We start from the raw sequence: 22,512 nt of genomic DNA, 5'->3' as shown, positions 1-22,512 counted from the left end.
ACAAGTCTTTACTGGTGGGAGCTTTGCCTTATTGCTTCGTTCTTAATAGAGTTGAGCGCCCCGCCCGCGAAGGGGACGGGCTGGGGGAGGCGGCAGGGCATATGGGAAGGGGAGATGGGAAGGAGAGGCGCTACCTTTGGCCTTAAAGCGGCGTCACCTCTGGTATTAAAACGGCATCACCTCTGGTATTAAAACGGCATCACCTATGGCATTAAATCGGTGTCACGCCTGCGTAGGAGATGCCGGAGAGCCTTGCCATCTCGCTGTGCCAGGTGGCGAGATCGTCCAGGGTAAAGTCCTGCAGGCGATGATGGCCACAGGCCCTGGCCATCACCTGCATAAGCTCGGTGGAGGCGCCCAGAAAGTTGGCCAGTTGCTGCGCCGACTTGTCGATGTTGAGGCGTTGGCGCAAGTCGGCATTCTGAGTGGCGATACCGGCGGGGCAGTTGTTGGTGTTGCAGATGCGGGCGGCGACGCAGCCGATCGCCTGCATGGCACTGTTGGCCAGGGCAACGCCGTCGGCGCCCAGTGCCATCGCCTTGACGAAGTCCATGGGGAGCCTCAGGCCGCCTGTGATGATGAGCGTCACCCGGCCGCTGGCACCTTGCTGATCCAGGTAGCGGCGGGCGCGAGCCAGGGCGGGGATGGTGGGTACACTGATGTGGTCGCGAAAGATCTGCGGCGCGGCGCCGGTACCGCCGCCACGGCCGTCGAGTATGATGTAATCGGCGCTGGCATCGAGTGCAAACTGAATGTCCCGCTCGATATGGTTGGCGCTGAGCTTAAAGCCGATAGGCACGCCGCCGCTGAGTTCACGTACCCTATCGGCGAAGCGTTTAAAGTCGGCCACAGAGTTGAGCTCCCTAAACCTTGGCGGCGAGATGGCATCTTGGCCCGCTGGAATACCGCGGATCTGGGCTATCTTGCCCTGGTTCTTGCTGCCCGGCAGGTGGCCGCCTGTGCCTGTCTTGGCGCCTTGGCCGCCCTTGAAGTGAAACGCCTGTATCTTGGCCATCAAGGCTTCCTGATAGCCAAATTGGGCGCTGGCCAGCTCGTAGAAGTAACGTGAGTTGGCCGCCTGCTCCTCGGGCAACATGCCGCCCTCGCCGGAGCAGATCCCGGTACCCGCAAGTTCGGCCCCCTTGGCCAGGGCGACCTTGGCCTCTTCCGACAGGGCGCCGAAGCTCATGTCTGACACCAGCAGGGGGATCTTCAGCCTCAGGGGCTTTCGCGCCTCCGGGCCTATGATCAGCTCGGTGTCGACCGCTTCCTCCTCGAACAGGGGCTTGTTGGCCATCTGGGCCGTCATGATCTGAATCTCATCCCAGCTGGGCAGCTGATATCTGGGCACCCCCATGGCGACCATGGGACCATGATGGCCGAGTGTTTTGAGTCCATCCCTAGCGAGCTGATGGATCAACTCGACGCCGGGCTCCTCTTTGGTGGCGACCGCCTTGGGAGCCTGGTTGCCCTCTTTGGCGATCGCCTCGCGGCCCGGGCCCTCATTGCCCACCTGTTCGGCGCTAAACTGTTTGTGGGTGCCGTCGCAGTAGGGGGCATTGCCCGTGTGTTTACAGGCGCAAAGGTAGGCCTCGCCGCTTCGCTCGGCGGTAAAGGCCTTGGGGCTAAATCCCGTTCCCTTGTGGGAACCATCGCAGAAGGGCTGGCTGTTTGAGCGGCCGCAGACACAGAAATAGTATTCCTTTCCTTTGGTTAGCTCGACTTTTTTGGGCTTGTTATCGGCGATGACGGGTTTAACCATGGGAGCTCCTTAGGCTTACTGCGCGGCTGTTGTCTTTAGTCTAGGCGCTTTTGTGGCGGGTCGCCGCCTCGCTACCTTTTGTTAATCTCCTTCGTCATAGTCTCTCGATACCAGATTCTGGGTGTTGACCCGGCGCACCGAAAAATTCACACTCAATTGAATCAATTTGGCGATAATCAGGGTCTTATGTAAGGCGTTCTGACTTATGTCATGGGCAATAAAACAGACAGATCTAGTGAGCAAACGGGAGATTAAGTTGGCGAGGAGTAGGCGCGAAGCAAATAGACAGTATGCCTTCGAAAGCGGCCTGACCCGGCGCGACTTTCTTGTGCGCAGCGGCGCCCTGGGCCTGCTGCTGGCGGCGAAGCCTGAGTTGAGCCTTGCCGGCGACGAAGGCTTTTCTCTCACCACACGACCCAAAGATTTCGACGTGATCAACCGCGCCGTCATAGAGAGCGTGCAGCTGCACCTGTTTCCCGACGATGGTGATGGCCCTTCGGCTAAGGAGCTGAACGCCTACCGCTATCTGCTGTGGGCCATGGAAGATCCTGACAATCGCGCCGATGAGGACAGGCTGTTCATCTTGCAGGGGGCGGCCTGGTTGGAAGATTGGGCCGATACCCAGACAGGACGCAGCTTCCTGGTGCTGAACTGGGATGAGCAGGAGGCATTGCTAAAGGCGATCGCCAAGAGCCGCGCAGGTGAAAACTGGCTTTCCCTGCTGCTCTATTACCTGATTGAGGCATTAATGTTAGATCCACTCTACGGCGGTAACCCGGATGAGATTGGCTGGCGTTGGCTCGAGCATCAGCCAGGCTTTCCACGGCCCGTGACGGGTAAGAGTTATCTGGATTTTTAAATAGAGACTATGGTTCAGTTTTTACAGGGATCTTTAAATGGGATTAGCAGCTAAGGGCGAGGCGCAGGCGCCGCAACAGTTTGAGGTGTGTATCGTCGGCAGCGGCGCGGGCGCCGGCCCCATCGCCTATGAGCTGGTCAAGGCGGGGATTGCCGTTGCCGTGCTCGAGAAGGGCGACTGGTATACCGAGCAGGATTTCGTCAAAGATGAGCAGTTGCCGCGCCATAGGGTGTTTCGCTCTAAGTTCGATGAGGAGCGCCATGTGCTCGAGCTTCCCGACGGCGAGGGTGGCTGGCGCAGGGAGACCACGGCGCAGTTTTGGGGCGGCAATATCGTCGGTGGCGCCTCCAACTTCATGAGCGGCTATTTTCATCGCCTCAAGCCGAGTGACTTTCGCCTAGCCTCCACGTTTGGGGCTATCCCCGGGGCTAACACTGTGGACTGGCCCATCAGCTATGAGGAGCTCGAGCCTTATTATGCCAAGGTGGAGCAGATTGTCGGCGTCAGCGGCCGGGTGGTGAAGCATCCACAGTTAGAGCCGAGATCGACCCTAGATTTTCCCTTTCCGCCAACCGCCGAGCATCCAATAGCGGCGCGCTTCGACAAGGCTTGTGAGACACTTAAGCTGCATCCTCTGCCCATGGCGAGGGCGATTCTGTCTCGCCCCTTTAAGCAGCGTCTGAGCTGCGAGTATTCTGGTTACTGCGGCAGCTATGGCTGCCACTCGGGTGCCAAGGGCAGCTCGCGGGCAGCGCTGCTAAACGATGCCGTGGCCAGCGGAAATTGCCGCATCATCACCCGGGCAAAGGTGTATCGCCTCAATACCGATGCCCAAGGAAGAGTGAGCTCTGCCGACTATTTCGATGCCAGTGGCCAAAGCCGGCGCATTATGGCCAAGGCCTTTGTGGTAGCCTGCTACGCCATAGAGAGTACCCGCCTGCTGCTGGCCAGCCCCGGCGAGAAACATCCCAAGGGGATAGGCAATCGCTTCGATCAGCTGGGTAAGAACCTGCACTGCTGCGCCGGGGGCACGGGCCATGGGGTGTTTAAGCTCGATAGGCTACCGGCGGATGCGGCTAAGGGGCTCAAGCAGCGTGGGCCATTCTTTAATCGCGCCCTGCAGGACTGGTATGTTATCGACGACAAGACGGCGTTCGATAAGCCGGTGAAGGGGGGCACCTTAGATTTCGTGTTTGATCCGCCATCGCCCACCAGTGAGGCGAACGCGCTCAAGTGGCAGCAGGGCAACCTGCTTTGGGGCACACCGCTCAAGCAGAAGCTTAAGGCACACTTTACCCAGTCACGGGACTTTAAGTTCGAGGTCTTCTGTGACTGGCTGACCAATGACAATTGTTTTGTCACCCTGGACGATGAGGAGCGAGACAAATGGGGCCAGCCAGTGGCCAGGGTGCGCGCCGGGTTTCATCCCCACGATCTTAAGGTGGCCCAGTATCTGGTCGACCGGGGCGTAGAGGTGATGAAGGCGATGGGCGCCGATGAGGCCTGGGGCAATGTGTTTAGCGACCCGACGGCCAATCTGGTGGCCGGCGGCTGTCGATTCGGTAAGGACCCAAAGACCTCAGTGCTGAATCCAGACTGCCAAGTCCACGACTGCGACAACCTGTATGTAACCGACGGCGCCTTTATGCCGAACGGAGGCAGTGTCACCCCGACCTTGACCATCTATGCCAACGCCTTTCGGGTGGCCGACAAGCTGCTGGCGCGGCTCGCGAGCGCCTCTGAGACTTCAACCTAAATGTAAATTATTCGCTTATTCCTCCTTTTAAGGGGCATCTGAGTGGCGATTACTGAACTCTGTGGCTAACTTCAATAGTCAGGAAAGGGAAGTAGATCGTTCATCATGCTTTAGAAAGGAGTTTCTATGCGCCATCTTAATTTCGTTGTTGCGGTAGCTTCACTCGTTATTGCACTGCCGTCGCTGGCTGCAACCCAGGCCAAGCCTGCGACGCCCCACACCCAGAAGGCCAATGCTGCGGTTCTCAAAGAATTGCCATTTCAAGATAAACAAGACTTTGAAAATGCCAAGCGGGGCTTTATGGCAAAGCCTGATGTCGTCACCATTAAAGACGCTAAGGGAAATGTTGTTTGGGATCTTGAGCAGTATAAAACCTATATTGCAGACGATAAGTCAGCACCTGATACGGTCAACCCCAGCCTATGGCGCAATGCCCAGCTTGGAATGCACCACGGCTTATATCAGGTGACAGAGGGGATCTATCAGATACGTGGCTTCGATCTTACCAATATCACTTTCATCAAGGGGGACAAGGGCTGGATTGTTTTTGATCCGCTCATTTCACCTGAGACCGCCAAGGCGGCCCTCGATTTTATCAACCAGGAAGTCGGTACACGTCCCGTGGTGGCGGTTGTTTATAGCCATAGCCATATCGATCACTATGGCGGTGCAACTGGACTGGTCAGCTTGGATGAGGTTGAGTCGGGCAAGGTGTCTATCATAGCCCCCGAGCATTTTACCGAGCATGCGGTATCGGAGAACGTGATCGCGGGCAACGCCATGGGACGGCGCGCCGTCTATATGTATGGTGCCCTCTTACCACGTAATGCCAAGGGCGGCGTAAATGGCGGCCTGGGGATGACGGTATCCACAGGATTGGCCGGACTGCTGCTACCCACCCATGAGATCACCAAGACAGGCGAAAGGTTGACCATAGATGGCATTGATATGGTATTTCAATTGACGCCGGGCAGTGAGGCGCCTGCGGAGATGAACACCTGGTTTCCTCAAGCTAAGGCTCTGTGGATGGCCGAGAACACCACAAATACCATGCACAACATCTTAACCCTAAGGGGCGCGCAGGTGAGGGATGCACTCATTTGGTCGAGTTTTCTGGATGAGACTATTGACCTCTGGGGAGATCAGGCTGAGGTGAAGTTTCAGAGTCACCATTGGCCAATGTGGGGCAATGACAAGATTATTCCCTACTTCAAGAAACAACGAGATATCTATAAGTTTACCCATGATCAATCTGTGCGTCTGATGAACCAAGGTTTCACCGGGGAAGAGATTTCGGAGATGATTTCACTGCCAAAAGAGCTGGAACAGAGTTGGTCTACCCGCGGTTACTACGGTACCTTGCGTCACAACAGTCGCGCCGTCTATCAGCGTTATATGGGATGGTATAACGGCAATCCGGCTAACCTTAACAATCTGCCGCCAGAAGCCGTCGCTAAGAAATATGTTCAGTTTATGGGGGGCGAAGCTGAGGTCATCCGTAAGGCGAGAGCCTCCTTTGATGAGGGGGAATACCGTTGGGTAGCAGAGGTGATGAAGCATGCCGTATTTGCCAACCCCAAAAGCATCGACGCTAAAGAGTTGTTAGCCGACGCGTTAGAGCAGCTTGGGTATCAGGCTGAATCTGGCCCGTGGCGCTCAGTATACCTGCAAGGGGCATATGAGCTGAGAAATGGTGTCCCGGCGGCCGGTGGAACACAAACGGCCACGCCCGACACGATCCGAGCCATGACTCCCGAGATGTTGTTTGACTATCTGGCAGTGAGACTAGATGCCGCCAAGGCGGAAGGAAAGCAGTTTGATATAGAGATCGCCTTTTCCGATCTCGACAGCCTTTATACCCTCACCGTTGAGAATGCGGTGTTGCATCACAGCAAACGTAAGGTGGAGCAACCCGATGTTAAGCTGGTCATGAGCATGAAGACCATGAACAGCATTCAATTGAAGGAGCTGAGTTTCGATGATGCGATTGCCAGCGGCGAGGTGAAGCTAACTGGCGATAAGGCCCTGTTTACCTCGTTCCTCGGGATGTTAGACGACTTTAACTTCTGGTTTAACATCGTCATGCCTTAGTGATGTTCAAGGCAGGCCTATGGATAAGAAACCACCCTAGAGGTGGTTTCTTTTTTCGGTAATAGGGAAAGGCATTATTTCTTCTATACTCAAGTGGGTAGCCGATTTGCAACAGGAGAACCGCCATGAGTCATACCTACAAGATCATCGAACTCGTTGGTTCCTCGCCCATCAGTTCGGACGAGGCGATTAAGAATGCCATCGCATCGGCCAGTCAGTCGCTGCATCATCTGAGGTGGTTTCAGGTGGTCGAGACCCGGGGACACCTGGAGGCTGGGCTGATCGCCCACTGGCAGGTGACGGTCAAGGTGGGCTTTACCTTAGACTAGTGATACCAATCGTAGTAAATAACTGATCACTCTAGCTTGTTAAAACGTCCGAAAACGGTGTTATCATTTTTGATTGTAGAATAACTACTTATCTAAAAATGCTGCCTTGTTCTCGAAGGTTTTTCCAGCGCTATTTATGATCACTTACTCACAGTGCTTGGTATTAATATCTCCTCTGAGACGTTTGGCGAGTACCTTTAGCTCAATGGCCTAGGCGTCTCTGGGGAGTCCCTTCTCGACGGTGCGGATCACCCGCTGTGTTTTACGGTTGGCCTGATAGTCGCCAAGCCTCTGGCGCGTCAGTGCCCAGTCGATATGCTCGCGCACCATCTCATCTACCTCATCGCTTTCCCTGCGTGCTTCGAGGGCGGCGATGATCTCCTGTGAAGCCGGTGCATTGCCCAGCGCGATGGCTATGTTGCGCAGCCAACGCTTGTGGCCGATACGGCGGATGGCGCTCCCTTCGGTAAACTTCAGAAACTCGGCCTCGTTCCAGGCGAAGAGGGTGAGCAGCTCTGGATGTTTGAGCGGATCCCGGGTGTGGAAGTCGCTCTCCTGGGTCAGCGGCGCCTCGCCATTGACCGGACACACCAGCTGACAGTCGTCACAGCCATAGATGCGGTTGCCCATCAAAGGCCTGAACTCTTCGGGGATCGCCCCTTGAAGCTCTATGGTGAGATAGGAGATGCAGCGTCTGCCGTCCACCACATAGGGCTCGACGATGGCGTTGGTGGGGCAGGACTTGATGCAGGCGACGCAGGTGTTGCAGTCGGCCTGCACCGGAATGTCTACTGGTAGTGGCAGGTCGATCAGGAGTTCACCGAGGAAGAACCAGCTCCCGGCCTCGTGATTGAGCAGCAGGCTATGTTTGCCTGTCCAGCCAAGTCCTGCCTTGTCGGCCAGTGGGCGCTCCAGAATCGGCGCCGAATCCACAAAGGGGCGATAGTTTGGGCGTTCGAGCCCTAAGGTTTCCAGCTCGGCTTCAATCTGTTGTCCCAGCTTCTTCAGGCGATTGCGGATCATCTTGTGATAGTCACGGCCACCGGCATAGCGCGAGATATAGGCCAGGTTGGGGTCCTTGAGATGGGTGGCGAAACCCGCCTCCGGCGGCAGGTAATCCATACGCGCCGAGATGACTCGCACTGTGCCCGGATGTAGCTCCTGTGGGCGCGCGCGCATCATGCCATGGCTCTCCATGTAGCCCATCTCACCGTGATAGCCCTTATCGAGCCAGGCCTGAAACTTGGGCTCTTCGGCGCGAAGATCCGTGTCGCAGATGCCGATTTGCGCAAAGCCTAACGCCTTGCCCCAGGTTTTAATCTTGAGGGCGAGCTGCTGTAACGCTTGAGGCGAGAGGGGGCTATGGTCTGACATACTTGGGCTAAGGGCTAAGGGCTAAGGGCTAAGGGCTAAGGGCTAAGGGCGAGTGGCCAGGGTGAACAGTGTTGCCATGATACCAGTTTTGCGTGGGAGGAGAAAACTTAAGCCGGCTTGGGGATTGCCTGATACATCGAGAAAGAGAGAAGAGAGAAAGAGAGACGGAAAGATGGACGGAAAGAGAGTGTCTGGTCTTGCCTCAGCTAGTGCCTATTGCAATTTGGTTGGGCGCTATTTATGTTGAACAGAGCAAGTTTGTAAAGCGCTCAGCATTCATGGCTTAGGGAAAGCCTGTCTATCTTAGACGATAATCAATAACAGGCGTTGGCCTCATTTCCGGGAGAACTATTTGATCTGGAGTAGCGTGCGGCTTAATTCGCTGACTGGCTTATCACTAGCCGGTTTATCACTGGCCAGCTTATTACTGACCGGCATGTCGCTGCTCTTGTCATCCCGGCCTGTCGGGGCGGCATCGTTGCGCATGCTCACCGAAGAGTGGGCGCCCATGAGCTATCAGGAGCAGGGGCTTCCCATGGGCTATGGCGTCAGCCTGGTGCAGCGTCTTGCCAAGGAGCTCGGTGAGGAGGCCAATATCGAGGTGCTGCCCTGGGCCCGCGCCTTTGCCATCGCAGAGGGTCAGGCCAACGTGCTGCTGTTTGCCACCTCCCTTAACGAGCAGCGCAGCAGGGATTTCGATTTCGTCGGTCCCATAGCCACCACAAGTATCTCTATCTATGCCAAGGCCGATGACAGGGTGAACCCCGCCTCGGTGGCCGAGCTGGACGCTCTGGGCAGCGTCGGCGTCTATCGCGGCTCTCTGGGAGAATCTATCCTGACCCGTCAAGGAGTCGAGCACCTGACGGTGGCCAGCTTTCCACAGCAGTCGGCGCGCCAGCTACAACATGACAGGATACGTTTCTGGTGTCAGGCGGATCTGGCGGTGGAGCGTCTGTTGGCCGAGGTGAATATGGGGCTGGATGAGGTGCATCCCGTACTGGAACTGGCGCAGATAGACCTCTACCTGGCCTTCTCAAAGGGGACCGACCCTGAGCGGGTGAGTCGCTGGCATGAGGCTTTGGTTAAGTTACAAGCCTCAGGAGAGATGGCCCGCCTCTATCATGCTTGGTTTCCCAAGCTAAATCCCCCGAGCCGTATCGAGCTGCTTAAACACGGCGACTAAGGATGCAGCGATAGGGCTTTGTTGCCTGTACTGCAACCTTGCTTTCGTTTTGCTTTTCAGAACATTAGGTATCTAATATGGCGCAGTTACGGCCGGATGACTTGGCGCGGTAGAGGGCATCGTCGGCGCGTTTTAGCAGATGCTCGAAGCTCTTGTCGCCATCTGTGCAGGCGATACCAGCACTGATGGTGAGCTTGAAGTTCATGTAGACGTCATCGAAGTTGCTGCTCTCCACTGTGGTCACCAAGCGCTGAGCCACATTGAGGGCCTGCTCGGCCGTGGTGCCGGGTAAGATCACCAAAAACTCTTCGCCGCCAACCCGACCCACCAGATCCTGTTTGCGCATCAGTCCGTTGCTAATGTTGGCCAGGGCGATGAGCACCTTGTCGCCGATGTCATGGCCATACTTATCGTTGACCTTCTTAAAGTGGTCGGCATCGAACAGTATGATCGACAGGGGTTGGTGGCCCTCATCCTTAGATTTGAAGTAACCCTCACCCTTAGAGTAGGTATAGCGCCTATTGGGCAGCTGGGTCAGGTGGTCCGTCAACGCCAGGATTGAGAGCAGCTTGGACTTCTGCGACTGTTTGTAGGCGACGATGGAGAGAATGATCATTATGATGCAGCCCAGGACGATCACCGCCAGCTGCAGGTACTTGTTCTGCTTGAGGATCACCAGCTCGTTCTCTTTGATCTTCTGCAGTTCGAGCAGCTGCTGGTTCTCGCGCTCTATCTGCTCGGTATTGAAGCGGGTGCGCATCTCTGTGGTGCGGTTGGTCTGCTGGGTGGCATCCAGCGACTTATGGGTCTGAATGTAGCTCAGCAGCGCCTCATAGGCCTGTTTCCAGTCTTTCTCGGCGACGAAGATTTGGCTGTGCACCATGTGCAGCTGTTCTAGGCCGCGGGCATTCTTGATCTGCTTAAAGGTCTCCTCAGCCATGTCGATATAGTCGAGCGCCTGTTGATACTGGCCATTGGTGAGGGCAGATTGCGCCTGATACAGACGCATGAAGCTGTAGCTGGCGCCTTGGTCCGGGGTGATGCTTTTCTGCGCCGCATCCAGGTAGGGCTTGGCCTCCCCTTGACGATGCAGCTGAATCAGCACGCCGGCGACATTCACCGCCGTGTGGGCACTGGCTTCCTCGCCCAGAGTATCACGCCAGTATTGGTAGGCTTCCTTGTGCTTTTTTAGCGCCGCCTCATATTCGCCAAGTTCCTCCAAGGCGAAGCCTATCTCCGTCTTGATGGCGTTGGCGCCATCTTTATCGCCGGTATCTTCGAAGCCCTTCTCCAGCTTGCGATAATATTTTATTGCCGTCTGAGGATCGCCGAAACGGCGGTAGCTGGTGGCCAACTCGGTGAGGTTGTAGATGGCCCAGTGTTGCAGGTTGAGGGACTCATAGAGGTGCTGGGCGGTGATTAGATCCTCTAGCGCCTGGGCAAAGTTACCCTGAAAAGAGTAGATGGCGCCGCGCAGTGAGCGCGAGTCGGCAATGAGACGTGGCGATTCTATCAGGTAGGCTTCGGCGACAACCTTGTTGTACTCCTCCAGGGCAATATCGACCTTGCCAAGTAATTGGTGCATGAAGGCGCGGCACAGCTTGAGATCTGTGGTGGCCTCCGCCGAGGCGGCGACCCCTTCGGTGAGCAGTTTCAGATCGGCAAAGGCGATGGCATCTTTGAGCGCCTGCTGTTTGGTGATGTCGTAGTTGTTCCAGCAAAGTACCGTCTGCAGCTTGAGGTAACGCTCCATGTCGTCGGCAGTGATATTTGCTGTCAGGTAGCCGAGCGCCTCTTTGATCGCCTGCTGATCTTTATACTCGCCCTGATCGAACTTTTTAAAAATGGCGTCTATCTCTTCGGCGCTATCTTCTTGCGCTTGGCTCAATGGGCTGAGGCCTAAGAGTGAGAGGCTAAGACTGATCAGCAGCAGAGAAGTTATCCAGGATTTTGCTTTTGTTGTTCTTGTCATTTTTAGCTTTGCCAACCTTGCTATGTGACCATTTAACCATAGCATAAACACTTTTTTTGTAACTATATTATACGGATGACAATTTATTGACAGTAAAAAGTATATTTTTTATGCGTTTATTTTTAACTTTTATATAACAAAGGTGTCAATTTTGCTTTTCAGTCAGACTAGGGTATAACGTCAGCCTTTATTCTGCGCCTGCTTGTCGGCTTCAATTTGGCAAGTTTTTATAGGCGAACCTGCCGCGATGAATGCGGCGCTTTGTGTTGAGAGTGTTTTATGAGTAAACCCAGTCAAGAATATCAGGCGATCGCCGAGCAGGCGTCGCTGAATGTATGCAACACAGTGATCCCCATGGATAAGGTGCCGGCGAATCTGCTGGAGGCCTATGCCAATCTGTTCAATGAGCTGCTCAGCGATGAAGAGGAGAAGTTCGCGGCTGCCTGGAACGCCTTGCCTGCCAGCGCCAAGGGGTTAATCGGCCAAGCCGAATTCCACGGCTTCTATATCGCTAACTCTTGGTTGCAGCTTAGCCGTGTCGCCCAGGATATTGCCGAGTTGGCCGACAGCGACGAGGCGATCGAGGAGAAGGAGTACAACAACATCTTCACCCGCCTGGCGGACGCCTCGCTCAAAGAGAGTGTGAAGAAGCTGAAGAAGGCGCGCACCGACCGCGCCCTGCTCAACAGCATCAAGGCGGTCATCGCCGGCCGATAATTGATAACTGTGCGCTACTTTACCGAGGCTATCTCAGCCTCTGTCAGGTAGCGCCATTCACCCGGTGCCAGACTCTCGTCCAGCACTATCTCGCCAACAGATTCCCTGTGTAGTCCCACCACCTTGTTGCCGACGGCGGCAAACATCCGCTTCACCTGATGATACTTACCTTCGGTAATGGTGAGTCTCGCCTCGTGGCTGCCCAGCAGCTCAAGCGTAGCCGGTTTGGTGAGTCCCTCTTCGCTGCGCAGCGCCAGCCCGGTGGCAAACTGCTCGACCCACTCGGCCTTGAGGGGATCGGCAAGCTGCACCAGATAGGTCTTACCGCATTCGCGTTTCGGCGAGGTGACCCTGTGGGACCATTGGCCGTCACTGGTGATCAGTACCAGGCCCGTGGTATCTGCGTCCAGGCGTCCGGCGATATGCAGATCCTCTTTGTGGGGCAGGTCGAGCAGGTTGAGCACAGAAGGGTAGACCTCATCGACGGTGGAGCAGAGGGTGTCCGCCGGCTTGTGCAACATGATAAAACGCGGCCCAATCAGCGAGATAGGCTCGCCGTCCAGACAGACCTGCTGGCTCTCATTTAGCTTGAAGCTGCCATCTTTGATAACCTGACCATCAACGGTCACTTCGCCCCTGTGCAGGGCCTTCTTGGCCAGAGAGCGGGTGAGCTGGGTGGATTCGCTGATAAATTTGTCTAGACGCACTGGATTGCCCTAAGGATTCTACTTTGGGGCGGTATTATGAGGCCGTCGAGAATTAATGGAAAGTGGCAATTAAAAAGGACTCGTCACGAAACGCATTAGTAAGGAAAAGAGCTAGCCCAGAAGAGTGTTAGCATGGCAAATTCCAGACACAGTATGCATCCTCGAAAGGAGCCGGTAGGCGATGGAAGAAGTGAGCGAATTTGACAAGATGGTTAGCGGCCAGGAGTACAACTGCCTCGACGGCGAGCTGCAGAGCCGTTGGCAGGCGCGGCAACAAGCTAATGCCGAGATGAACCGCCGCGGGGAAGTGGACAATGAGCTGCTGCCTCATCTGGACGCCAAGGCTGTGGTTAAGCTGCCGCTCTATATCAGCTATGGGCAGAATCTGCATGTCGCGCCTCAGGTGTTCATCAACGTCAATGTCACCTTACAGGACAATGCCCCCATCACCATAGGACGCCAGACCATGATAGGGCCAAACGTGCAGTGCTATACCGCCAACCATCCGCTGGATGCGGCGCGTCGCTGTCAGGGCTGGGAGCTGGCCGAGGCTATCCATATCGGCGAGCGGGTTTGGATAGGCGGCGGGGCGATCATTTTACCGGGCGTAACCATAGGTGACGAGGCCGTTGTCGCGGCGGGCGCCGTGGTCACTAAAGATGTCCCTCCTAAAACTGTAGTGGGCGGTAATCCGGCGCGGGTGATACGCCACCTTGAGGCGTAATAGGGCGTTAGCGCCAGGGAGAGGAAATCTTTACTTACATATGAGTGACCAGAAATTCGCCCAAGGGCAGCAGATAAACTTGTTTACATTGACCCAATCCCTTTAACATAGGTCTCTTGAAGCAGTTTTTGCACCATTTTGGCTTCGCCATGACAGTCGCATTGCTAACAAAAAAACAATTAAGCATAAAAGGAATTCACATGAAAAAAGTGTTCGTTGGAGGGGTTTGCGCCTCTTTGATTCTTGGTCTTAGCGCTTGCAACAGCGACCAGGCAGAAGTTAAGGCCCCGGAAACCGCCAAGACAGAAACCGCAGTAGCGGTACAACAGGCCCTGACCTCGGGTATCGATTTTGCTAACTTCGACAAGTCGGTACGTCCGCAAGATGATTTTTATGCCTACGTTAACGGCACCTGGATCAAGAACACAGAGATCCCAGGCGATCGCACCAGCACAGGCGCCTTCTATGACCTGCGTGAGAAGTCTCGTGACGATGTTAAAGCCATCATCGAAGAAGTGGCGGCTACCCCTAACCTGAAGGCGGGCAGCGACGAGCAGAAGGTTGCCGACCTGTATCGCTCTTTCATGGACACAGAGCAGCTAGACAAGTTGGGCATCAAGCCGATTCAGGGTGAGCTGGACAAGATCGCCGCTCTGGAGAACAAAGACCAGCTGGTGGAATACTTTGCCCACAGCCAGATGATTGGTGGCGGCACGCCGCTGGCTTTCTACATCGACATCGACTCTAAAGATTCTAGCCGTTACGCCACTCATATCTGGCAATACGGCCTGAGCCTGCCTGAGAAGGATTACTACTTCAACGAAGCCGAGCGTTTCGTCAACATCCGTAAGGCGTTTGTGGCCCACATCGAGAAGATGTTCACCCTGGCCGGTCTGCCAAACGCGAAAGAGAGCGCCGAGCATATCCTGGCGCTGGAAACCGCTATCGCCAGCCGCCATTGGGACGTCGTCGAGACCCGCGACAGCACTAAGACCTATAACCTTTACCAGGTGGCCGATCTGCCTAAGCTGGCGCCGGACATCAACTGGAACGGTTACCTCAAGACCCTAGGCGCTGACAAGCAAGCCGACATCATCGTCAACCAGCCAAGCTTCATCGAAGGTTTCAACGAAGTGCTGCAGGCTAACGATCTGTCTGTGTGGAAGACCTACATGACCTGGCAGACGCTGACTCACTTCGCTGGCGATCTGAGCACAGATCTTGACCGTGAAAACTTCGAGTTCTTCTCTAAGAAACTCAATGGCCAGGCTGAGCAACAGCCACGCTGGAAGCGCGGCGTGAGCACGGTAAACAACCTGCTGGGTGAGGTTGTGGGTAAGGTTTACGTGAAGCGTCACTTCAAGCCTGAAGCCAAGCACCGCATGCAGGAGCTGGTTGAAAACCTACGTCGCGCCTATGGCGAGAGCATCGATGGCCTGGAGTGGATGAGCCCAGACACTAAAGTCGCGGCCAAAGACAAGCTGGCTAAGTTCGATCCTAAGATTGGTTACCCAGATCGCTGGGAAAACTACGACAAGCTGACCATAAAGGCCGATGACCTGGTAGGCAACAGCATGCGCGCCAGCGAGCTGAGCCATGAGAAGGATCTTGAGAAGCTAGGTGCGCCAATCCGTAAGTGGGAATGGCACATGACACCACAGACGGTGAACGCCTACTACAACCCAACCATGAACGAGATCGTCTTCCCGGCGGCAATTCTGCAACCTCCTTTCTTCAACATGGAGGCAGATGACGCGGTGAACTATGGCGGTATAGGCGCGGTGATCGGTCACGAGATGGGCCATGGCTTCGATGATCAGGGCGCAAAGTTCGACGGCGAAGGCAACATGCGCGACTGGTGGACAGAGCAAGATCTGAAAGAGTTTGCTGCGCGCGGTAAGGCGCTGGTAGATCAGTACAATGGTTACTCGGTATTCGACGATCTGAATGTTAACGGTGAACTGACGCTGGGTGAGAATATCGGCGACCTGTCAGGCGTAACCATCGCCTACAAGGCTTACAAGATGTCACTCAATGGTAAGGAAGCACCGGTTATCGACGGCCTGACCGGCGACGAGCGTTTCTTCATCGGCTTTGGCCAGATCTGGCGTGCCAAGATCAAGGAAGAGGCGATGCGTAACCGCGTGGCGACCGATCCACACTCACCGGCTAAGTTCCGTGCCCTGGGCGCGCTGTCTAACATGCCTGAGTTCTACACCACCTTCGACGTTAAGCAGGGCGATGCCATGTACATCGAACCCGCTCAGCGTGTGAAGATCTGGTAATTCGAGTTTTCTCGATGAAAAAGAGCGCCTTGGCGCTCTTTTTTTATGTCTGTTTCATGATAAATAATTGTTCATCATCCATTCAGCAAGGGTTAAGTGAACCCTGGCTAGATTAAGGGTACAAGGTTTGCGCTTTTACCGAGGACGGTTATGAATAAGTTGTTTAGACCCTTTTTTATTTTCCTGTTACTTGTCTCCACCCGTAGCGCCCTGGCGACCAATTATGACGCCTTAATCGACACCAAAGAGGAATCTGGTTGCTACGCCCAGAAACAGTCCTTCAGTAAAGACCAGCATGGTCTGCACGCCATCGCCAGTAGCTCCGCTGCCCTGATCCGCCAGAGTAGCGACGACCTCGATAGCCTCTATGCCCAGGCCCAGAACGCCCAGCAGGAGCTGACTAGCCTGCTAGAGGGGCTAAATACCCAAGAGAGTTACCAACTGCTGATCCCCGAAGTGAAAAGTTATGAACGTGCCAAGGCCAAGATTGCCGCCAAGTTTGACGGCGATGCCAGCCGCATCACGGATCTTGCCAGAGCCAGCCTGGTGGCTAACGACATTCAGGGGCTGATGACGGCGTTTGAGGATCTTCAGCAGCAGGTCAAGGTATTGCAGGTGAAAAACCGTTTCGCCGAGCCTAAGGTTTCTGGTTATCGCGACCTCAACCTGCTGGTGCAGTTACCGCAAACCGGCATGATCGCCGAGGTGCAGCTGCACCTCAAGGCCATCGCCGAGATCAAGAGCGGTGAGGAACATAAGGCCTACGAGCAGATCCAGACCATCGAGGCCCGCGCCATGGCCCAGTCTCGCGACTTGAGCCAGCTAGAGCTGGCGCAGATAACCCATCTGCGTCAGGCCTCCCATAAGCAGTACCACAAGGCGTGGCTTTACTATAAAAGGCTGGACAGCGCCGAGCTGTTAGCCGCGGCCTAGGGTCTGTTTATCTTTCAGGTTTAATTTTTGTTCAATCTAAACGTGTTTTGCTCAAGGCGCGTGCTGTGCCGCATAGTATTCTATGCAAGTAGCACGTAACACAGGGCAAGGCGCGTTTAGATGAACCCTTCGGGCAGTTTTTGTAGGCCATTTCAACGGCGTTATCGTCCGTTTATGTAGAATAACTACACTACACGGCCTCTGCCTGGTATAAATGCCCTACAAAATGCTGCAAAAACAAACAGGAAAGGTCAACAGACCCTAATCTCATTGAGGTGCAGCGTCTGCGATAAATTGGATTAACAATCTGGGCTTAAAGCGATTATACTTGCGGCCATTAGCCTATTTAGAGCAGACGACAATGCACGATCTTATCGAGCAACTCAGGGAACTGAGCGAGACAGTTCCCGTTCCTCTGGAGCTGCCCAGCTTCGATCAACTGGTCGAAGTGGAAGAGCAGATCCTGATCCCCTTACCCGCTGAGTTGAAAGAGTATCTCCTCTACGCCAGCGACGTGATTCACGGCACCTTAGAGCCTGTGACCGCAGCGGATCCCTATGCCCATACCTATCTGCCAGAGGTGACTTCCTATGCCTGGTCTATCGGCATGCCGAGGGAATATATCGCCATCTGTCAGCAGGGTGATGACTTTTACTGTATCGATCAGGAAGGTCAGGTGATGCTGTGGCAAGACGGCGAGCTGGCCGAGGAGAGCTGGGAGTCGTTCTGGCAATGGGTCGAAGAGGTTTGGATCCCCGCCTAGGCACGTGACAAGATTAACTCAAATTTGGATATCAAGATGGCAAAGACAGCTGAATTAAATGCAATAGAAATTAAATACCTGCGTCACTCACTCGGCCTGAGTGCCGCCCAGGTGGGCGAGCTGAGCAAGTGTAGTGAAGCCGACGTACTGGCCTGGGAAGCGGGTGAGGCCGAGGTGTCGGGTCTGGCGGCCAAGAAGCTGCTGGAACTGGATGAGACCATAGAGATGCAGGTGCTAAACACCTGTGACGGCATCGAGGAGCTGTTTAAGAAGGAGCCTAAGCGCCGCCTGAGCTTCGTGGTCTACCCGACACAGGCCATCTACACCCAGTACAACCCCGAGTTCTTAAGCTCGTTGCCGCTGACCGAGCTGTACAACACGGCGGCCTGGCGCATCAAGAAAGAGTGTAAGCTAGTTCTGGAAGTCGATGTCACCCTGGTGCCGCTGGATGTCGAGGCTTACAAGGCTTATCGCGAGAAGGAAGGCCTGAAAGAGAGCCGCGAGAGCCGTGCCAAGTGGGCAGCTACTCAGCTGTGAATTAGCCCCTGATTCGATAAAAAAGCCCTGCTCGTTAAAGCGGGGCTTTTTTAATTATCTTTCATCTTTAAACTGTGTTGCTTCAACGAGCTCAATGCTATCTTGTGCAGATGTTACTTAAAGGTTAACTCCATTTGGACAAGGATATGTACCAAGCCGCCAGCCTTCGCCAGCCTACTTCACTCTTCATTGCCATCGCAGCGCTTATCTATCTGCCGCTGATTGAGAGCCTGTTACCCGGCCTGTTTGGCGCCTACTGGGTTGATCCTAGCTTTATGGCTAAGGCACAACCTGTGACCCTGCTGATCAAGCTGATTGCCCTACTGTTTGGATTGTCGCTGTTGGAGCGTTTTCGTCGTCAATTTGCACAGGTCGTCAAAGGCAGTTGGCCGTTAACTATTGTTATGGGGCTGAGTTATCTGCTGGGGGCCGTGCAGCTAATCTTCTTGGTGCTGGGTCTGTTTATGAGCCTGGTGTTTAGCGCGCCTACCAATGAGCAGAGTCAGTTTAAGCGCTATGAAGATTACGCCATCTGGGTGCAGACCGTAGATCCCGGCGCCATGGGTAAGGCCTATCACAGGGTATGGATGCAGTGCGATCTGCCCCTGTGGCGGTATCGATTGGCGCCGATTCAAACCTTGGACTGGATGGGGGAGTATGAGGTGAGCCTGGATGAGCATATCTTGAAGATAAGCTCCAGGTTTGACGAGATCAGTTTGGATCTCTCCAAGGTGCCAGGCTGCCCATCTGCGTGATAATCGTTTGCTTCCAATAGCAAAGCGTTAGGCTATTCAGTAAGGCCTCATGGCTATAGATGGCAGCATAATCTCTATAGCGTTAGACATTATGCTGCTAAACCTTTTACGCCTAACTACTCTGCTGCCTGAGCGGCGACGGCTTCGGTTTTTTCCAGCGCGCGGATTAGAGCCGGGCGTGTCTTCATCCTGTCTCTGAAGGCGGCGAGTTTAGGTGGGAGCTGCTGCTCAAATACCGTCGCCCACATCAGGGTATGGGCCAGCATGATATCGGCAACCGTTGGGATATCTCCTAGCAGGTAGTCGCTGTCCGGCAGCCACTGTTCGGCGATGGCGGCGGCCTTGTTAAACTCCCATACCGCTGTGGGCAGTATGGCTGGCAGGCGGTGCTCCTCGGGTAGGGCGAACTTATGCTTGCCCATGGTCCACAGGGGCTGCTCCAGTTCGCAGATGATGTAGCTCATCCACTGATGGTAATGAGCGGCCCCAGGTGTACCGGGTGTGGGCAGAAACTGTCCCTGACCATATTTTTCCGCCAGATATTGGCAGATGGCGGCGGATTCGGTGAGCACCAGGTCATCGTCCTTTATGACGGGCACCTTGCCGCAAGGGTTCATGGCCAGAAAGGCCTCGCTGCGGTTGTCGCCTTTGGCAAAGTTGATGAAATGAAATTGCCAGTCGATAGCTAATTCTTCCAAAAGCCAGGAGACGCGCAGGGCGCGGCTTCTTGGGGTTCCATATAGAGTGATCATCCTTTTCCTCGCTTATCTTTAGGTGAGTAATGAGTGTAAATAAAAATGGCATCCATTTGGATGCCATTTTTGTGACAGTGTATGTTTTACCTATCCTAGTAAATAGTTGATCATCCTAGCTCGTTAAAACGTTCGATAACCGTGTTAGTTTTTTTGATTGTAGAATAACTAGTTATCGAAAATCCTGCCTGGTTATCAAACGTTTTTCTTACGCTATTTCTGATAGCTTACTTACTGTGATTGGTATTAGAACCTCATGCTCAACTTGGTGTAGAAGTAGCGGCCCATAGGGTTATGGGTGGCAATCACATAGCCGTAGAGGTCGGTGTCGCCGTCGCCGATGGCAAATGGCGGCTCTTCATCCATTACGTTGTTGACGCCGACTGTCCACTTGAAGGTGTCGTTGAAGCGGTATGAACCGGACATGTCCACCAAGAGTTGCGACTCGACCATACGCGACTTGTTGACCTCGAAGTCGAGTGAGCCGTCGAAGTCGATATCTGGCGTATCTTCAAACTCGCCGATGTAGCTGAAGTTGATGTTGGCGGCGAAGTCATCCATGGTCCAGTTAGTGGTCAGCAACCAGCGATGTTGCGGGTAGCGGTACTCGCCGGTGTAATCCAGCTTGTCCTTCTCAAACTTGTGCAGGTAGCTGTATTCCAGGCCAAACTTGAGGTCGCCGAAGCGGTCCATCTCCAGGCCGTAGTGGCTGGAAACGTCCACCCCTTGAACCTCTTGCGAACTTAAGTTGATGAAGCTTGAGTGGATTAGGCTGATTGGGCCCAGAGTTTGCCCCGGCTGCGGCGCCAGACGCTCACACACAGTGCTGTTTTGATCGTTACAGTTGGCCAGGTAGATCTCGCCCAGTGGCTGCTTATCGATCTTGTTGTCCTGGGTGATACTGAAGACGTCGAAGCCAATATCAAACTTCTGGCTAGGTGCCCAGATCAGGCCTGCGTTCCAGGTTTCTGACTCTTCGGCGTCCAGTTCTGAGTTACCGGCAAATTCTGTGTTGTAGTCCAGCGCGGTACAGTCGACGTTGTCGGCGGCGCAGCGGTAGGTATCGATGAAGAAGCTACTCTCTCTCGATGGGCCAAGACCGATTTGTGCCAAAGATGGTGCGCGGAAACCGGTCGCCCAAGAGGCGCGAGCGGTCAGCTGATCGCTAATTCCCCATTGGAAGGCAACCTTAGGGTTGGTGGTTGAACCGAAATCGCTGTAGTGATCGTAACGGCCGGCCAGTTGCAACTCGAAGCTGTCGGTAACTGGGATAGAGAACTCCACATAGGCCGCGTACTGGTCGCGGTCTGCCTGGGCTGATACGGCTTCGGTACCGAAGATCAGGCCGCGCTGGAATTGATCATCCGGGACATCGCTAACGTCCTCTTCGCGGTACTCGACGCCCGCCGCCATCATGACTTCACGATCCGCCAGGGTAAAGGCCGGGCCCGTGATGCTGGCGTCATAAGCGGTCAGGTGTGACACACCCTGACGAACCAGGCTGGTGGTGATGCGATCGATCACATCCTGTGAATTCATGGTGCCGCCAAATGGGTTGTAGTTACCGGCATCGATCTCGGCTTGCAGGAAGTCGGTGCGCACCCAGCCCTGGGTTCTGTCACCCTTCTGGGTCGATTCGCTGCGGCCTTTCTGAGCCGAGACCTCCCAATCCCATTCATCTATGTTGCCACGTAGACCGGCAACCAGACGTAGGGTGTCAGATTCTATGTCCCAGCGACGAGCGCCGGCATCCACTGTGCGGTAACGACCTATCTCAATATCCTTGCCCCACGGGTTGTTAGGGTGGGTGCCTGGAACCGTCAGCATGGCATCTTCATCCAGCGGGGTCGGCGCGCCGCCGGCCTCAGAGGTGTTGTGCTGGGCCGCAACTTCTAAGAAGGCGGTCATCTCGTCGCTCAGGTGATAGTCGAACTGGGCGATTGCGCCCACACGCTCGGCGGCAGGGATAGTGAGGTTGTATGGACCGTAGTCGAACAGACAGCTGCCGCTGGCGGTGGCCGAGTCGGGTGGACAATCAGGGTCTATGGTCTTAACGCCATCGACATAGAAGTAGCCTGGGAAGCCACGTGACGAGCGGAAATCTTCACCGCCGTATGGGCTCTGGTTGGCGGTGCCGAAGCGGCCCATCTCGGTGGCGGCGAGAGTGCTGTTTTTGAAGTAATCGAGAATAATAGAGGCGCTGCCCTTATCGGATTGCATGCCCCACAGCATAGAGCCGCTCTGTTCGTCATAGCTGGAGCCAGAGGCTTCGCCGTAGCCCAGGTTGATTTCGATACCTTCGAAGTTTTTACGCAGAATGATGTTGACCACACCGGCGATGGCGTCTGAACCATAGATGGCCGAGGCGCCATCTTTGAGGATATCGATACGCTCGATGGCGGATACAGGAATATTGTTGATGTCGACGAAGGAGTTAGTGATCCCCTCGGCGAATGAGCTGATGGCCACACGGCGGCCGTTGATCAGTACCAGAGTAGCGTCTGGACCCATGCCGCGCAGACTGATAGAGGCCGCGCCGTTGGCGGTAGAGTCCTGGCTGTTACCTCGGGTCGAGAAGGCGCCCGCGCCGTTGGCTGGCATGCGTTCCAGCAGTTGTTGTAGGTTGTCGAAACCCATGTTGGCGATATCGTCTTTGTTGATCGACTGGATCGGTGATGGGCCTTCGATATCGGTACGTTTAATGCGAGAGCCTGTGACTTCGATGCGCTCGACGCCTTCGTCGGCCGCATAAACATGTGGGGTTAGCGCAATGGTAATGGCGATAGCGCAGGCGCTGGGCCAATATTGAGGTCTTTTCATGTTCATCCCTTTTGAATCGTTATATTTTTAATTCAGTGACTACCACTCAACTACCGCCACCATTTGTTACATTAACGTTACTAAACTAATTCCTTAAGTAACAAAGTCAATAGGGCGAATTGATAACAAATGTAAATAAATAAACCCATGAATTTGATTGATTAATACAAAGGCTCTTGGCATTGTCATAGCT

18 protein-coding genes are annotated in these 22,512 nt (G+C 54.7%); 12 read left to right on the top strand and 6 right to left on the bottom strand.

What is annotated here, in order from left to right:
• Positions 1 to 211 precede the first annotated feature (211 nt).
• Positions 212 to 1,762, bottom strand: coding sequence for a glutamate synthase-related protein (locus tag SHEW_RS15450; RefSeq protein ID WP_011866781.1), 1,551 nt, complete (start codon positions 1,760 to 1,762; stop codon positions 212 to 214).
• 256 nt (positions 1,763 to 2,018) lie between these two features.
• Here SHEW_RS15450 and SHEW_RS15445 point away from each other — a divergent pair, with 256 nt between their 5' ends.
• The 4 genes from SHEW_RS15445 (at position 2,019) to SHEW_RS15430 (ending at position 6,797) form a co-directional block, all read left to right on the top strand.
• On the top strand, positions 2,019 to 2,621 hold the full coding sequence (locus SHEW_RS15445) for a gluconate 2-dehydrogenase subunit 3 family protein (protein ID WP_223294729.1): 603 nt from the start codon (positions 2,019 to 2,021) through the stop codon (positions 2,619 to 2,621).
• 37 nt (positions 2,622 to 2,658) lie between these two features.
• Positions 2,659 to 4,377, top strand: a complete 1,719-nt coding sequence (locus SHEW_RS15440) for a GMC family oxidoreductase (protein WP_011866779.1) — start codon at positions 2,659 to 2,661, stop codon at positions 4,375 to 4,377.
• Between the two features lie 126 nt (positions 4,378 to 4,503).
• On the top strand, positions 4,504 to 6,468 hold the full coding sequence (locus tag SHEW_RS15435; RefSeq protein WP_011866778.1) for an alkyl/aryl-sulfatase: 1,965 nt from the start codon (positions 4,504 to 4,506) through the stop codon (positions 6,466 to 6,468).
• 125 nt (positions 6,469 to 6,593) lie between these two features.
• The gene (locus tag SHEW_RS15430; RefSeq protein WP_011866777.1) at positions 6,594 to 6,797 is read left to right on the top strand and encodes a dodecin; all 204 of its coding nucleotides are present in this window, start codon (positions 6,594 to 6,596) and stop codon (positions 6,795 to 6,797) included.
• A 210-nt stretch (positions 6,798 to 7,007) separates the two neighbouring features.
• On the opposite strand, the gene queG is transcribed toward SHEW_RS15430, so the two are convergent.
• On the bottom strand, positions 7,008 to 8,171 hold the full coding sequence (queG, locus tag SHEW_RS15425) for a tRNA epoxyqueuosine(34) reductase QueG (RefSeq protein ID WP_011866776.1): 1,164 nt from the start codon (positions 8,169 to 8,171) through the stop codon (positions 7,008 to 7,010).
• Between the two features lie 352 nt (positions 8,172 to 8,523).
• Here queG and SHEW_RS15420 point away from each other — a divergent pair, with 352 nt between their 5' ends.
• Positions 8,524 to 9,354 (top strand): substrate-binding periplasmic protein, encoded by an 831-nt coding sequence (locus tag SHEW_RS15420; RefSeq protein WP_223294728.1) that lies wholly within the window; start codon positions 8,524 to 8,526, stop codon positions 9,352 to 9,354.
• 64 nt (positions 9,355 to 9,418) lie between these two features.
• On the opposite strand, the gene SHEW_RS15415 is transcribed toward SHEW_RS15420, so the two are convergent.
• Positions 9,419 to 11,242, bottom strand: a complete 1,824-nt coding sequence (locus SHEW_RS15415; RefSeq protein WP_223294727.1) for a GGDEF domain-containing protein — start codon at positions 11,240 to 11,242, stop codon at positions 9,419 to 9,421.
• A 363-nt stretch (positions 11,243 to 11,605) separates the two neighbouring features.
• Here SHEW_RS15415 and SHEW_RS15410 point away from each other — a divergent pair, with 363 nt between their 5' ends.
• The gene (locus tag SHEW_RS15410; protein ID WP_011866773.1) at positions 11,606 to 12,043 is read left to right on the top strand and encodes a DUF3069 domain-containing protein; all 438 of its coding nucleotides are present in this window, start codon (positions 11,606 to 11,608) and stop codon (positions 12,041 to 12,043) included.
• A gap of 14 nt (positions 12,044 to 12,057) precedes the next feature.
• Here the strand turns inward: SHEW_RS15410 and rsuA are convergent, their stop codons facing one another.
• Positions 12,058 to 12,750 (bottom strand): 16S rRNA pseudouridine(516) synthase RsuA, encoded by a 693-nt coding sequence (gene rsuA / locus SHEW_RS15405; RefSeq protein ID WP_011866772.1) that lies wholly within the window; start codon positions 12,748 to 12,750, stop codon positions 12,058 to 12,060.
• 181 nt (positions 12,751 to 12,931) lie between these two features.
• On the opposite strand from rsuA, the gene SHEW_RS15400 reads away from it, so the two are divergent.
• From SHEW_RS15400 to SHEW_RS15375, 6 genes are all read left to right on the top strand, one after another.
• The gene (locus tag SHEW_RS15400) at positions 12,932 to 13,474 is read left to right on the top strand and encodes a sugar O-acetyltransferase (protein WP_011866771.1); all 543 of its coding nucleotides are present in this window, start codon (positions 12,932 to 12,934) and stop codon (positions 13,472 to 13,474) included.
• A gap of 200 nt (positions 13,475 to 13,674) precedes the next feature.
• The gene (locus SHEW_RS15395) at positions 13,675 to 15,759 is read left to right on the top strand and encodes a M13 family metallopeptidase (RefSeq protein ID WP_011866770.1); all 2,085 of its coding nucleotides are present in this window, start codon (positions 13,675 to 13,677) and stop codon (positions 15,757 to 15,759) included.
• 150 nt (positions 15,760 to 15,909) lie between these two features.
• The gene (locus SHEW_RS15390; RefSeq protein WP_011866769.1) at positions 15,910 to 16,692 is read left to right on the top strand and encodes a RelA/SpoT domain-containing protein; all 783 of its coding nucleotides are present in this window, start codon (positions 15,910 to 15,912) and stop codon (positions 16,690 to 16,692) included.
• Between the two features lie 361 nt (positions 16,693 to 17,053).
• The gene (locus SHEW_RS15385; RefSeq protein ID WP_011866768.1) at positions 17,054 to 17,455 is read left to right on the top strand and encodes an SMI1/KNR4 family protein; all 402 of its coding nucleotides are present in this window, start codon (positions 17,054 to 17,056) and stop codon (positions 17,453 to 17,455) included.
• Positions 17,456 to 17,491: 36 nt separating this feature from the next.
• The gene (locus SHEW_RS15380) at positions 17,492 to 17,992 is read left to right on the top strand and encodes a DUF4447 family protein (RefSeq protein WP_011866767.1); all 501 of its coding nucleotides are present in this window, start codon (positions 17,492 to 17,494) and stop codon (positions 17,990 to 17,992) included.
• A gap of 146 nt (positions 17,993 to 18,138) precedes the next feature.
• Positions 18,139 to 18,747, top strand: coding sequence for a hypothetical protein (locus tag SHEW_RS15375; protein WP_041406696.1), 609 nt, complete (start codon positions 18,139 to 18,141; stop codon positions 18,745 to 18,747).
• A gap of 116 nt (positions 18,748 to 18,863) precedes the next feature.
• Here SHEW_RS15375 and SHEW_RS15370 read toward each other — a convergent pair whose 3' ends face one another.
• Both SHEW_RS15370 and SHEW_RS15365 read right to left on the bottom strand, forming a co-directional pair.
• Positions 18,864 to 19,499 (bottom strand): glutathione S-transferase family protein, encoded by a 636-nt coding sequence (locus SHEW_RS15370; RefSeq protein WP_011866765.1) that lies wholly within the window; start codon positions 19,497 to 19,499, stop codon positions 18,864 to 18,866.
• 246 nt (positions 19,500 to 19,745) lie between these two features.
• A complete protein-coding gene (locus SHEW_RS15365) occupies positions 19,746 to 22,319 on the bottom strand; it encodes a TonB-dependent receptor (protein ID WP_011866764.1) in 2,574 nt (857 codons plus the stop codon).
• Positions 22,320 to 22,512 lie beyond the last annotated feature (193 nt).

Origin of the sequence: Shewanella loihica PV-4 (genome assembly GCF_000016065.1) — a bacterium.
GTDB lineage: Bacteria > Pseudomonadota > Gammaproteobacteria > Enterobacterales > Shewanellaceae > Shewanella > Shewanella loihica.
Note: the sequence above shows the minus strand (reverse complement) of the source record. Positions and strands in the feature narration are given on the sequence as shown.

Bases quoted from the DNA above. Each gene is read 5' to 3' on its own strand.
- SHEW_RS15450 (WP_011866781.1), bottom strand. From the start codon at position 1,762: ATGGTTAAACCCGTCATCGCCGATAACAAGCCCAAAAAAGTCGAGCTA.
- SHEW_RS15440 (WP_011866779.1), top strand. From the start codon at position 2,659: ATGGGATTAGCAGCTAAGGGCGAGGCGCAGGCGCCGCAACAGTTTGAG.
- SHEW_RS15435 (WP_011866778.1), top strand. From the start codon at position 4,504: ATGCGCCATCTTAATTTCGTTGTTGCGGTAGCTTCACTCGTTATTGCA.
- SHEW_RS15430 (WP_011866777.1), top strand. From the start codon at position 6,594: ATGAGTCATACCTACAAGATCATCGAACTCGTTGGTTCCTCGCCCATC.
- queG (WP_011866776.1), bottom strand. From the start codon at position 8,171: ATGTCAGACCATAGCCCCCTCTCGCCTCAAGCGTTACAGCAGCTCGCC.
- SHEW_RS15410 (WP_011866773.1), top strand. From the start codon at position 11,606: ATGAGTAAACCCAGTCAAGAATATCAGGCGATCGCCGAGCAGGCGTCG.
- SHEW_RS15400 (WP_011866771.1), top strand. From the start codon at position 12,932: ATGGAAGAAGTGAGCGAATTTGACAAGATGGTTAGCGGCCAGGAGTAC.
- SHEW_RS15395 (WP_011866770.1), top strand. From the start codon at position 13,675: ATGAAAAAAGTGTTCGTTGGAGGGGTTTGCGCCTCTTTGATTCTTGGT.
- SHEW_RS15390 (WP_011866769.1), top strand. From the start codon at position 15,910: ATGAATAAGTTGTTTAGACCCTTTTTTATTTTCCTGTTACTTGTCTCC.
- SHEW_RS15385 (WP_011866768.1), top strand. From the start codon at position 17,054: ATGCACGATCTTATCGAGCAACTCAGGGAACTGAGCGAGACAGTTCCC.
- SHEW_RS15380 (WP_011866767.1), top strand. From the start codon at position 17,492: ATGGCAAAGACAGCTGAATTAAATGCAATAGAAATTAAATACCTGCGT.
- SHEW_RS15375 (WP_041406696.1), top strand. From the start codon at position 18,139: ATGTACCAAGCCGCCAGCCTTCGCCAGCCTACTTCACTCTTCATTGCC.
- SHEW_RS15370 (WP_011866765.1), bottom strand. From the start codon at position 19,499: ATGATCACTCTATATGGAACCCCAAGAAGCCGCGCCCTGCGCGTCTCC.
- SHEW_RS15365 (WP_011866764.1), bottom strand. From the start codon at position 22,319: ATGAAAAGACCTCAATATTGGCCCAGCGCCTGCGCTATCGCCATTACC.